The sequence below is a fragment of the Mycolicibacterium septicum DSM 44393 genome (assembly GCF_000455325.1).
In the GTDB taxonomy this organism is placed as follows: domain Bacteria; phylum Actinomycetota; class Actinomycetes; order Mycobacteriales; family Mycobacteriaceae; genus Mycobacterium; species Mycobacterium septicum.
In genome coordinates this window covers 576,719-589,129 of record NZ_HG322953.1, presented here as the reverse complement: position 1 = coordinate 589,129, position 12,411 = coordinate 576,719, and the positions used below count along the sequence as shown (strand labels likewise).

Genomic DNA, 12,411 nt, shown 5'->3' with positions numbered 1-12,411 from the left:
ATGACTGCTCTGGATGGAAAGGTCGCGTTGGTCACCGGCGCCTCATCGGGTCTCGGCGCGGCGGTCGCCCAACTGTTCGCCGCCCGCGGCGCCTCGGTGTTCGGTGTCGCCCGCGACGCCGAACGGATGGCGACGGTGTTCGAGGACGTGCCCGGCGGGGCGTACGCCTCGGTGGACATCTCGTCCTCGGATGCCTGCCGGGACGCGGTGGCGCAGTGCGTCGAGAAGTTCGGCCGCCTCGACGCCCTGATCAACGTCGCAGGGTTCCACCAGATGCGCCACACCGTGTCGGTCACCGACGAGGACTGGGACAAGGATCTCGCGGTCAACCTCAACGGGCCGTTCTTCCTGTGCCGGGCGGCCCTGCCCCACCTATTGGAGGCCGGCGGCAACATCGTCAACGTCGCGTCCATCGCCGGAATCGAGGGTGAGGTCTACTCGGCGGGATACTGCGCGGCCAAGCACGGCCTGGTCGGTCTCACCCGTGCCCTGGCCATCGAGTTCACCTCGGAGCGGTTGCGCGTCAACGTGGTGTGCCCGGGCGGCATGCTCACCCCGCAGACCACCGAGTTCGCCGCACCGGAGGACGCCGACTGGAATCTGATCCTGAGGATCGCCGCGCCCCGCGGAATGATGGACGTGGCCGATGTCGCCAAGACCATCGCCTTCCTGGCCAGTGACGACGCCGCCGCCGTGCACGGCGCGGTCTACATCGTCGATGCGGGCAAGACCGCGGGATGAGCACCGCCGCGGTCGGCGCCGGCGTTCCCGGGTGAATCTTCGCCCCGCACGGTTCCTTCCGCGGCCCGACGCGCGCACGATAGGAGTGTCCGCCGGGTACGGCGAAGGGAGCGGACGATGAAAGCCCACGTCGGCGATTTCCTGGTAGTCAAAGGCACCACCACCGACCAGCACGAACAGCACGCCGAGATCCTCGAGGTGCGCACCGAGGACGGATCCCCGCCGTTTGTGGTGCGGTGGCTGGTCACCGGCCACGAAGCGACGGTCTATCCCGGCCCTGACGCGGTCGTGGTCACGGCCGCCGAGCACTCCCGTGCGGCCGAACGCGCGGCAGAGCGTCACGGCCGCCGAGGCTAACCGCCCGGCACCACCAGGACCGGCCGGTACGTGCGCTGCAGCGTCGCGGCAGCCACACTGCCCAGCAGCACCTTCTTCAGCCCCGACCGGCCGCGCGAGCCCACCACCACGACCCCGGCCCGTTGATCTTCGGCAAAGGCGACCAACGCATCAGCGGTCGCACCGGCGCCGGACCCGCGGAACCTCGGCACACGATGTGCCGGCTGGTCTGCGGCAACGTCGACCGCGCTGCCGTCGTCCACCCCGACCGTGACCACCTCGCGGGCCGGGAACAGGGCTCGGGCCGCGCTCAGCGCGCGCTCCGAACCGGCCGAGCCGTCGACGCCGACCACGACCGGGCCATCGGCCACCGCGTCGTATTCGGACGAGATCATGTTCTGGGACACCACGAGCACCGCGCGGGCCGCGTGGTGCACCACGAGGTCCGAGACACTGCCCAGCTTCGAGTCGCTGGCACCGATCCCCCGGGCGCCGACGATCAACACATCGGGTTCGAGTTGTTCGGCCACCTGCGCCAACCCCAGGCCCTCCCCCGCCCAGGTGCGCTTGACCAGCGGCTCGGGATTCCAGCCGGCGGCCCGCGCCAGGGTGACACCGGTGTCGACCAGCCGGGCGGCCTCGCCGTCGCTTTCCCGGTCGACCAGATCGATCAGCTCGTCGACGTTGCGCGCCGAGTGGCGTAACCGCGCGCGCAAACCCTTGCTGCCGAACGGCGGGGTGCACAGATAGACGACAACCGCATCGGCGGCCGGGAACAACGCGGCACCATTTCTGATCGCCGCATTGGCCGCGAGCGACCCGTCGTAACCGAGCACTACCTTCATGTGTGTCCCCTTGTTCCGTCCGTGCGTCCGATTCCAGACTAAAGGGCCGCTCGCGGTACCCATCGGGTTCGCGCCGACGGCTGACGGCGCCGAGCAGGAAACAGGTAGCGCGCTACCCTATCGAGCGCCCTGCTTATGCGCGCAAGCTCTGCTCATGGACGCCACCGTCAACGGCTTGGCACACCTCGACACACCCATCGCGGCCGCCCCCGCAGCCGGCACCGCCACTGCCGGGGCCGAACTTCGTGATCAGACGTTCAAGCGGTGGGTGTGGGGCGCGGCCGTGGTCAGCGCGGGTGGCGGCGGGATCGTCGGCGTCTTCCTGGCCTTCGCGGCCCCCATCGTGTTGAGCCCGGCGGACACCCAAACCCTGCTGATGCGCGGCGGCACCGTGCTGATCGTGTTCCTGGCGGTCGCGGTTCCGGTGATGCTGCGGGTCCGGCGGCACCGGTTCGCCGCCAGCACCGCCTGGCTCAGCGAGGGCCGCCCACCCACCGCGGACGAACTGCGGATGACGCTGGGCGCCTCGGGCGAGGCAGTGCGGTTGTCGGCCGCCGTATGGGGCTTCGGGGCGGTGATCTTCGGGTCCCTGGCGCTCAGCCAGCAGGTGTCCACGGCGGTGTACATCTTCAGCGTGGTGGCGCTGGGCGGCACGTCGACGAGCGCGGTCTGGTATCTGATCGTCGAGCGGGTCATGCGGCCGGTGTCGGCCCGGGCCCTCGACGGCGCAACGCCGGACCGGCGATTCGGGCAGACGATCGGGCGCAGGCTGGTGATGGCATGGCTGCTCGCCACCGGGGTTCCGCTGTTCGGCATCGCGGTGCTGGCGGTCGGTTACCTGGCCGACGTCGGCTTCCGGGCCCAGCGCACCTTCGTGGCGATCCTGATCCTGGTGGCGGTCGCGATCGTGGTGGGGCTGTTGGCGATCCTGATCGCCATCCGCTCGGTCACCGAACGGGTCACCGCGCTGCGCCGGGCCCTGGCCGAGGTGCAGGCGGGGGACTTCAATGCCCGGGTCGAGGTCGACGACGCCAGCGAGATCGGCCGGCTACAAGCCGGTTTCAACACGATGACGGCCGGCCTGGCCGAACGTGAGCGAATCCGCGCCGCGTTCGGCACCTACGTGGATCGCGATGTGGCCGAACACATCCTGTGCGCCGCCGGATCGTTGGAGGCCCAGGAGCTGGATGTCACGCTGATGTTCGTCGACGTCCGCGGCTTCACCACGTTCGCCGAGCGGTTGCGGCCCACCGAGGTTGTCACGACCCTGAACCGGTTGTTCGAGCGGATCGTTCCGATCGTGCACGACCACGGCGGTCACGTCGACAAGTACGCGGGCGACGGCCTGATGGCGGTTTTCGGGGCGCCCCGGCGCCAGGACCGTCACGCCGATGACGCGCTGGGTGCCGCGCTGCAGATCGCCGACGCGGTGCACGAGGAGTTCAGCGGCAGCCTGACGGTGGGCGTGGGCCTGAATTCCGGACCCGTGGTGGCCGGAAATGTCGGCGGCGCAGGGCGTTTGGAGTTCTCGGTGATCGGCGACGCGGTGAACGTCGCGGCCCGGGTCGAGACCGCGACCCGCCAGACCGGCGACACCGTGCTGCTCACCGGTGCGACGTTGAGTCAACTCACCGGGGACCGAGGCGATTTCGAGCCACGGCCCGGCCTGGCCCTCAAGGGCAAGACGAATCCGGTCGCGGTGTACGCCCCTGCTGCCGCAAAGGCTCGCGTCGTGAAAACGGCTTCCTGACGAGAGAATCCCGCCCCAGCGGTACCCGCTGGGGCGGGGCCGGATCCGCGCAAGCGGCCAGTCAGATCACCGTCCGGCGAACCCGTACGTAGAGCTCATGTGATCCGGCGATGCCGCCGAACAATCCCGCTGTCTCCAGCACCTCGACCCTGGTCTGTTCGTCCGGATGGCCGGGCTCGCGGTACGGCAGATTGCCGAGCGCCGCACGGAATGCCTCGTCAAAGCTGAGATTGGACGAGGTACCGATGGCTTCGTCCGAGTCATCCACAGCCACCGGAGGCAGCGCGGCGAATTGATGGAGGCCGCTGGCAGGCTCCTCGATCTCGATCTCGTCCTGCCCGTCGGCGTGGTGCACCGTGATGGTCGAGATGTCCTGCTGGTAGCGCACGAACTCGGCGTACCGGTAGGGCGTGACGATCTGCGGCCAGATGCCACTGCGCGGGATCGCGAGCAGATCGAAATGCGGAGGGAAGATCCGGATCGGATCCTGCTCGATGTCGACGTCGAATCCCGGCGTCGGCAGATCGCCCTCGGCGACGATCAAGACGAACGTCCCGGCCCGGTAGGCCCGGATACTGCGCCGGCCGGCGAAAGGCGTCGTAGTGGATTTCCCGTTGGTCTTCTCACTGGCGATGGTCATGTTCGTGTCCTTGTCTATTCGATGGCCGCCTCGAATGGGTGCCCTGTGGCCAGCCTGACGGTTTGCCCAGCCCACGGACACGCGTAGCCGGCTACTCCAATTCACAAATGCCCGTTCGGAATTGAGGTAGCCGGCTACGTCGCGGTCACACGGCGGGCACGAGCAGGTCGGCGAACTTGGTGACCGCCTCGTCGTAGCGGACATTGTGGCCCTGGACCACCGCGGCTTCCAGTACCGGCATCCGCACGTCCTGCACCCGGCGCGGCGACGGCACGCCCGGAGTCGACTCGTAGTTGAAGACGATCACGTCGAGGTACACCGGTTTGCGAAGATGCTTGCCGCTCAACAGTTTCTGCAGAGCCTCCGAGATCGCCGGATACGGGGTGAACTCGGGGTTCTGCAGCCAGTCGGCCAGGTCGCCACCCGGCACGCTGAAATCCACGCCCAGCGCGTCCAGCCGGTCCACCACCGCTTCCGGGGCCGGACCTGCCGGCGGAACGGCGGCAATCCCAGGCGGTGTCACCGCGAACGGTTGATGGTTCCACCCCTGGTCCGGTGCGGCATCCCACCACTGGGTCCCGATCGCGCCGTCGGGCCGCACCCAGAACACGTCCAGGTGCGACGGAAGCCGTCCGACGGAGGCGAGCGCCGACCCGGGCGCCGCCGACCCGGCGGGGGCGATCGCGAACGGGGCGTGGTCAGCCCAGCTGTGTCCGACCGCCGCATGCCACCACTGGGTGCCGATCGAACCGTCGGGCGCGACCCAGAACACATCCAGATTGTTCGGGGTGCGAGAGGTTGCGGTGATGCCGCCGCCGGCCGCCACCGTCCCCGGTGCCGTGATGGTGAACCAGCCGTGGTCCGCCCAGCTCGCGCCCGGGGCGCCGAACCACCAGTTGGACGCGACCGCGCCGTCGGGGGTCACCCAGTACACGTCGAGGTTGTCCGGCGTGCGGGCCACGACGGTCAGCGCTGACCCGGGCCGCGCGGATCCGGCGGGCGCAAGTCTGAACGACCCGTGATCGGCCCAGCTCGCTCCGGGGGCCGCAGTCCACCAATTCGATCCGACCCCACCATCTCTGGTCACCCAGAACACATCGAGATGATCGGGCATGCGCGCCACGACGGCGACCGCCGAACCCTTCTCCGCCGAGCCGGGCGGCGCGATGTTGAACGCGCCGTGGTCAGCCCAACCCGCTCCGGGCGAGCCCGCCCACCATTGGCTGGCGACGGCGCCATCGGGCCGCACCCAGAACACGTCGAGGTTGTCGGCGGTCCGCGCGACCGCCGCGATCGGCGCTCCGGGACTCGCCGAGCCGGCCGGTGCGATCGGGAACGCGCCACCGTGCTCGGTCCATCCACCGTCGGGTGCCGCCGCCCACCACTGCGTCATGACGGATCCGTCGGCCGCGACCCAGAACACATCGAGATTGCCCGGCGTGCGGGCGACCGTGGTGACCGCCGCACCGGCCGCGACCGCTCCGGGCGCCACGACGTCAATCGGACTGTGATCGCCCCAGCTGTCTCCCGCCGCACCGGTCCACCACTGCGATCCGATCGCCTTGCTGGTGTTCGCCCAGAACAATTCCAGGCTGAGCGGCTCCCGCGAAACGACATTCAGCGCCGAGGATGCGGTGGCGCGGAGGTTGGCCCGGGCTTCGTCAGGCGGCAGATGGTTGATGACGTCGTTCCAGATGTAGCGGTAGTACGGGTTCTCCTGGTCGGCCTCTTTGTACCGGGAACTGGGTCCGGTTCCGCCGAACCACTGATCGACGATCGCACCCTGTTGTTCGGCGTTGAACTCTGACCAGGCCCGCCCTGGCGGGCCGTACTGATACACGTTGTCGCCCAGGATGAAATTCGCCTGATTCACCATGCCGCTGCACATCAGGCCCGGCAGCGATCCGGTATGCGCGATCTGCCAGGCGTGGGTGAGTTCGTGAATGAGGAGCTGACCCGGCCGGGGATAGCCATCGCCACCGGTACCCAGCGGATTGTCGTAGGCCCGCCCGATGTTGAGATACGTCTTGCCGTCAACGCCCGGAGCGGTGAAGGCTCGATCGCCGAGCCCGGCGAGATTGGTGATGATCACGTCTTGGTACGGCAGTGAGTTGCCGAACACTTGTCGGGCAAAGGCGATTTCGGTGGAGTTGAGCGGCCGGAACTTGATCAGCGCATTCGTGACGGCGCCGATTGCCACCCCCGCCACCACACCGAGGATGAGTGCGGTTCCGATCCCCGCACCCGCCACGGCCGACACCGCGAACACGACAACTCCCCCGATGACCCCGAGCGTTCCGCCCGGCCCCAGGGTGGCGCCCATCCAGTCGATCGCCTCGCGGGTGGCTCCGATCACCACGCCCAGTGCACTGCCCACGGCACCGGCAGCCACATCGAGGATGTCGCCGACCAGTTCGGTGAGCGTGCCGACGACACCGCCCCACTTGTATTCCTTGGCGACGCCGTAGGTGGCCTGGTTGTCCAGTTTGGACCAGTAGAGCGCCAGCAGCGGGCTGTGGCCGTTCTCCTCGTGATTCCAGCTGTCGACGCCGGAGACGTGTCCGCTCTTGATGAACGCCATCGTCGGGAATCCCGGGGCCGTCAGGTAGGCGCGCAGATTGAAATCGAAGTCGCCGAGGATGCTGCTGCTGTGCATATGGAACTTCACGTGGTAGTCGCCGTTGTCGCTGACGTCGACATCGACCCATCCGCCTAACGGCGTTCCGGAAGGTGTGGTGACGACTCCGTGGAAGGTACGAGTTGCCATGTGCGCGAACCCCTTCGCCCGTGTGATTGCTGACCTGCACAATCGTTCAGCGGGGCGGCCGCGGTCGGTAGCGTAGCGCGCTACTCGAATCCCGGCATCAAACGCTGCTTTTCAGCGCTCGCCGTACTCCAGTGGCGGTTCCGACGAATCGACCTTGCCGTAGCTGCTGATGGTGAGACCGTCGGGTCCCACCTCATAGCGCGCACCGTCGGCGGGGTTGACGGCCACGAAGCCATTGCCGGACCGCTCGGCGGTGGGGATCTGGAGGTTGGCGCCGTCGCTGAGCCGCTCACCGCGGTAGGAGAAGCTGTCGGAGCCGGTCTGGCAGATCACCGCCAGTGAGGACGCGGTCCGGATCACGGCGGCCGGGGTGCTGCCCGCGGGGCACCGCGCGGTGTGGTCGACGAAGCCCTGGTCGTCGGTGCCGCTCACGTTGGCCGTCGCCGACCCTGTCGTGGTGGTGGTCGTCGTCGGCGCCTCGGATGTCGCGCTCGGCGGGGTCGGCGCGGTCAGCGTCTCATGGGTGGAGGCGCCGTCGCCGCCGCTGGCCAGGACCGCGGCCAACACAGCCGCGATCCCGGACAGGCCCACCGACACCAGGATCAAGGTGAGCTGGGCCCGGCTGAACCGAGGCTTGCGCGCCGGAGCCTGTGGCGGGGGCGGTGGCGGTGGGTACGGCGTGTAGCCGGTGTGGTTCGGGTTGGGGTAGATCGACGAGAACTCACGGGTGCCCGGTGACGGCGGCTGCGGCTGAGGTTGCGGCTGCGGCTGCGGCTGCGGCTGCGGAGTGAGCCGCGGCGGGGCGGGTTCGGGCGCCGGAGTGGGCGGCAGCAGCGGCGGGGGCGATGCGGGAGCCGCACTGGAACCGGCCGCGTCGCGGGCGGCCTTGGCCAGTTCACCGGCGCTGGGATAGCGGTCGACGGCGTCCTTGGCCATGCCCTTGGCCACGACGTCGTCGAATGCGCGCGGGATGCCGCGGCGCATGATGCTCGGGCGGGGTGCCGGGGAGAACATATGGGCGCTCATCAGCTGGCGCAGGTCGCCCGTCTCGTACGGTGGCCGGCCGATCAGCATCTCGTAGAGCAGGCAGGTCAGGGCGTACACATCGGCGGCCGGTCCGACCGGGCCGCCGGAGAACCGCTCCGGCGCCATGTAGGCGCTCGACCCGATCAGCACGCCCGTCATCGTGACGCTGGCCTCGCCCCCGACGTGGGCGATGCCGAAGTCCACCAGATAGGCGAAGTCGTCAGGCGTGAGCAGGACGTTCTCGGGCTTGATGTCGCGGTGCACCAGACCGTCGGCGTGCGCGGCGTCCAGCGCCGCGGCCACCTGCGTGACGATCGCAGTGGCCCGCGCCGGGGAAAGAGGGCCGTTGGTCCGCAGCAGTTCCTTGACGCTGGCGCCCTCGACCAGCCGCATGTCGATGTACAGCACACCGTCGATCTCGCCGAAATCGTGCACCGGGATCACGTGCGGTTCCTGCAGCCGCGCCGCCACCCGGGACTCACGCCGGAACCGCTCCTGGAAGCTCGCGTCTGCCGCGATCTCGGTGCGCAGCAGTTTGACCGCCACCATGCGTTCCTTGACCGTGTCGTAGGCGCGGTACACCTCGCCCATTCCACCGACACCGATCAGCGATTTCAGCTCGTAGGGTCCGAACCGGGTGCCGAGGCGCGAGGCACCAGGGGGCGGGGTCATTGCGCGATCCTTTCCGGTTGCACCAAGCCCTCGGGTCGGGGCGGGCAGCGGTCGTCTCGGTGACGAGGATAGTTCGACCGCGGCCCGGCCCGCTCCGAGCGGTGTCCGGAAGTGTCAGTTGAACGACGAGTGCGGAGCCCCCATACCCGGGTCGATCTGCACGGGCCCGCCGGCCGAGGGTGCGACCGGGAAGTCGAAGATGGCCGTCGGGATGTACACCGTCGCACAGGCATTCGGGATGTCGACGACACCGGACAGGCGGCCCTCGATCGGCGCGGCACCGAGCAGCAGGTAGGCCTGTTCGGGGCTGTAGCCGAACTTGGTCAGGTAGTCGATCGCGTGCAGGCAGGCCCGCTGGTAGGACAGGTGCGAGTCCAGGTAACGCTGCTCACCGTCGAGGGTGACCGAGGTGCCGGAGAAGGCCAGCCACTCGGAGTACTGCGGATCGGTGTTGCCGGGCATGAATATGGCGTTCTCGCTCACACCGTAGGTCTCCATGCCGCCCGGGATGACGTCGACGCGCAGGTCGATGAAGCCGCCCATCTCGATGGCGCCGCAGAAGGTGATCTCGCCGTCACCCTGGGAGAAGTGCAGGTCGCCGACCGAGAGGTTCGCCCCGTCGACAAACACCGGGTAGAACACCCGGCTGCCCGTGGTGAGGTTCTTGATGTCCTGGTTGCCGCCGTTCTCGCGCGGCGGCGCGGTGCGGGCCGCCTCGGCGGCGGCCTTGGTGAAGGCGTCCCCGGTCAGTCCGCCGAGGATCGCGTCGCGCGGTTCGGGCGGCAGGGCCAGCGGCGGTACCCGATCGGGATCGGTCGCGATCAGTGCGGCCTCGCGGGTGTTCCACTTCGCCAGCAGCCCGGTCGAGGGCGCGGTCCCCATCAGCCCGGGGTGCACGATGCCGGTGAACTCCACGTGCGGTACGTGCCGTGAGGTGGCCTTTTGCCCGGAGAAGTCCCAGATCGCCTTGTAGGCGTCGGGGAACTGATCGGTGAGGAAGCCGCCACCGTTGAGCTTGGGAAAGATGCCGGTGTAGCCCCAGCCCTGGCCGGCCAGCGGCCCGGAATCCTCCTGTGGGATGGGGCCGACGTCGAGGATGTCGACGATGAGCAGATCGCCCGGTTTGGCGCCCTCGACGGCGATCGGGCCGGAGAGCACGTGCACCGTCGTCAGCGGTGCGTTGAGGATGTCGTCGGCCGAATCGTCGTTGACGATGGCACCGTCGAACCATTCGCGACAGTGCACCCGGAACGAGTCGCCCTGCTTGACCGTCACCGCAGCCGAGATGTCGGGGTGCCACCGGTTGTGGCCCAGCTTCTCCTGATCGGTGAACTTCTTGGTCGAGTCGAGCGGGAATACGACGTCGGGCATTGATCCTCCTTCGCAGACTTCAGGACTTCAGGGACGGGGCAACTTCTGATGGAGCGGGTTAGTGGTGACTTTCTGCCGCCGGCCGCCCCGTGGCGGTCCGGCCACCACGGCGGGACGGTCGGCCGACGCTCGTGTGGTGTCCTGCAGCGCCATGGCGGTCGAGCCGCCGCGGCCCAGGTTCGGCGCCGCGATGGTCCTGCGTGCCGGCCCCCGGCAGTCCGGGCAGTCGATCACGTCCGGACGAACACTCATCGAGAACATCTTCTTCGTGACGCCGCAACCTGACGCACACCGAAATTCGTAGAGAACCAACAGGTTTCCTTAACGTTGCCGGGAGCTGCTCTGTCGACAAACGTCACACTACCGACGAACGTCCGGCTCGGCAGAGCAGTTGGACAACAAAACACCGCAGCTCAGTCAGGCTGTAGATCTCTACAGTTCGGCCGCCGACCCAGCCGGCGCCCGGGCGGGATCACGGCCGGGTATGAGATGCTCGCGCGAGTTGAATCACCTTGTCGTGCACCGGCTTAGCCGTATCGGCGACGCCCATGCCCATGTTCCGAGCCGCCCACAACGCGATCCGGAAATTGGTCCGGTCGGTTTCGTCGAGGGGGTTGGCACCGGTGAGCTCGGCGACCTTGGCCAACCGGTTGCGCAATGTGTTGACGTGCACGTACAAGTGGCTCGCGGCGGTCGAGATGTCGTTGTCCGGCGCCAGGAAGGCCTCCAGGGACGAAACCAGGTAGCCGTTGTTCAGCTTGTCGTGGTCGACCAACGGCACCAGGAGCCGGTGGACGAAGGGCACGAGCCGAACTTTCGGCACCGCCGCCAGCAGTCCGTCCAGCGTGGCGATCTCCTCGATGTGCACCGAGCGCCGCCAGCGAATCCCCTCACGCAACGCTTCGAGCGCCTCCGGGATCGCGTACACCATGGACTGTGGATCTGGAGCGATGGCCACACCGCACACCAGATCGGAGGCGGCCAGTTCGGCCGCGAACTCCTCGGTCTGGGCACACAGCGCGACGATGCGGTCATCGAGCACCGCGACCGTGCCGAGGTGCCGGTCCACGAGCTCGTGCACCTGGGTGTGGACATCCGTGGTGAACGCACACACCGCCACCGGGCTCCCGGCCAGGCCGCACTCGGCGAGCGCGGTTTCGACCGGACCGACGCCCAGGGTTCCGGCCACGAACCAGCGCAGTATCGACCCCAGATCGCGTTCGCGGGTTCCGACCTCGCGATCGGCGATCCGCATGGAATCCGCCCAGTCCACGATCCGCCGGAAGGGCACCGCGGCATGCTGGGCAAGCAGCGGAAGGTCCAGGTCGAGGCAGGCCCGCACCAGTGCGGCAGGAGGTTCGTCGAACAGATCCCCCAGCCCCACCAGCAGCGCGGTGACCCGCCGCCGGCTCAGGGTCTCGACGTAGCGCCGGATCGAATCGTCCGGCTGATCGGCTACGGGCACCCCGATGCTGAGGATCAGCTCCTCCCCCGACAGATACTGCGACGGGTCGACGAGTTCGGTGGGGTACACGTAGCGGATCGGCCGGTCGAGATCGCGGATCGGCGTCAGGGTGTCGACGTGCAGGCTCGGCTGGGCCAGCAGTTCCCTGAGCAGGACGGTGCCGTCGTGCGGCGTCACCTCTACGGTCATACAGCCTTCGTCCGCTAGCGGGTCATTGACGGACATCGGAACACTTCTGCGGGGACGTTCATGGCTGCGGAGTTTAGAGCCATGAACGTGTTCTCACAGGTCGAGCGTGATCTTCCCACCGAGAGAACGGGATACGCAGATCATCATCGAGGTGTTGGCGGCCCGCTCGGCCTCGGTCAGCAGATCGTCGCGATGGTCGACCTCGCCGGCGAGCACCTTGGTCTCACACGTACCGCAGAATCCACTCGTACAGGAGAACGCGGTGTCGGGGGCCGCGTCGAGAACCGCCTCCAGCACGCTTTTGTTCGGCGGGACCACGACCGTGGCACCGGTGCGCGCCAGCTCCACCTCGAAGGCGCCGTCACCGAACCCTCCGGTGGGCGCCGCGGTTGCACCGGCGAACCGCTCGACGTGGAGTTCGACATCCGGGTAGCCGGCGCTGAGGTCGGCGACGGCGGCCAGCATGGGCGCCGGACCGCAGCAGTAGACATGGGTCCCGGCCGGACTGCCGGCGAACAACCCGGCGAGGTCGGGCAACCCCATCTCGTCCTGCGGAATCAGCCACACCCCGTCGATGCCGGCCAGGCGGTCGGCAAAGGCCATGGCGGC

At 68.5% G+C, this 12,411-nt stretch carries 11 protein-coding genes; 3 read left to right on the top strand and 8 right to left on the bottom strand.

Features of this window, described 5'->3' with window-relative positions; all coding sequences use genetic code 11:
• Both TX88_RS29590 and TX88_RS29585 read left to right on the top strand, forming a co-directional pair.
• A complete protein-coding gene (locus tag TX88_RS29590; RefSeq protein ID WP_044523397.1) occupies nucleotides 1-741 on the top strand; it encodes an SDR family NAD(P)-dependent oxidoreductase in 741 nt (246 codons plus the stop codon).
• Nucleotides 742-858: 117 nt separating this feature from the next.
• Nucleotides 859-1,098: a DUF1918 domain-containing protein gene (locus TX88_RS29585; RefSeq protein ID WP_044523395.1), complete on the top strand. Its 240-nt coding sequence runs from the start codon at nucleotides 859-861 to the stop codon at nucleotides 1,096-1,098.
• Here TX88_RS29585 and TX88_RS29580 read toward each other — a convergent pair.
• Complete coding sequence (locus TX88_RS29580; protein ID WP_044523390.1) at nucleotides 1,095-1,922, bottom strand: universal stress protein; 828 nt, start codon at nucleotides 1,920-1,922, stop codon at nucleotides 1,095-1,097. The genes TX88_RS29585 and TX88_RS29580 overlap by 4 nt on opposite strands.
• Nucleotides 1,923-2,076: 154 nt before the next feature.
• Here TX88_RS29580 and TX88_RS29575 point away from each other — a divergent pair, with 154 nt between their 5' ends.
• A complete protein-coding gene (locus TX88_RS29575; RefSeq protein ID WP_244438705.1) occupies nucleotides 2,077-3,672 on the top strand; it encodes an adenylate/guanylate cyclase domain-containing protein in 1,596 nt (531 codons plus the stop codon).
• Between the two features lie 61 nt (nucleotides 3,673-3,733).
• Here TX88_RS29575 and TX88_RS29570 read toward each other — a convergent pair whose 3' ends face one another.
• The 7 genes from TX88_RS29570 to TX88_RS35435 form a co-directional block, all read right to left on the bottom strand.
• The gene (locus TX88_RS29570; protein WP_044523387.1) at nucleotides 3,734-4,312 is read right to left on the bottom strand and encodes a hypothetical protein; all 579 of its coding nucleotides are present in this window, start codon (nucleotides 4,310-4,312) and stop codon (nucleotides 3,734-3,736) included.
• A gap of 145 nt (nucleotides 4,313-4,457) precedes the next feature.
• Nucleotides 4,458-7,079, bottom strand: coding sequence for a PLL family lectin (locus tag TX88_RS34750; RefSeq protein WP_049925513.1), 2,622 nt, complete (start codon nucleotides 7,077-7,079; stop codon nucleotides 4,458-4,460).
• 111 nt (nucleotides 7,080-7,190) lie between these two features.
• Entirely contained in the window at nucleotides 7,191-8,777 is a 1,587-nt protein-coding gene (locus tag TX88_RS29560) for a serine/threonine-protein kinase (RefSeq protein ID WP_044523384.1), read from the bottom strand.
• Nucleotides 8,778-8,891: 114 nt separating this feature from the next.
• On the bottom strand, nucleotides 8,892-10,148 hold the full coding sequence (fmdA, locus tag TX88_RS29555; RefSeq protein ID WP_044523379.1) for a formamidase: 1,257 nt from the start codon (nucleotides 10,146-10,148) through the stop codon (nucleotides 8,892-8,894).
• Nucleotides 10,149-10,175: 27 nt separating this feature from the next.
• Nucleotides 10,176-10,400: a zinc ribbon domain-containing protein gene (locus TX88_RS34410; RefSeq protein ID WP_162563232.1), complete on the bottom strand. Its 225-nt coding sequence runs from the start codon at nucleotides 10,398-10,400 to the stop codon at nucleotides 10,176-10,178.
• Between the two features lie 220 nt (nucleotides 10,401-10,620).
• Nucleotides 10,621-11,802 carry a PucR family transcriptional regulator gene (locus TX88_RS29550; RefSeq protein ID WP_049925510.1) on the bottom strand — a complete coding sequence of 394 codons (1,182 nt, stop codon included), beginning with the start codon at nucleotides 11,800-11,802 and terminating at the stop codon, nucleotides 10,621-10,623.
• Nucleotides 11,803-11,895: 93 nt separating this feature from the next.
• Nucleotides 11,896-12,411: flavin reductase family protein (locus TX88_RS35435; protein ID WP_244438704.1), on the bottom strand; the 516-nt coding region annotated here is incomplete at its 5' end.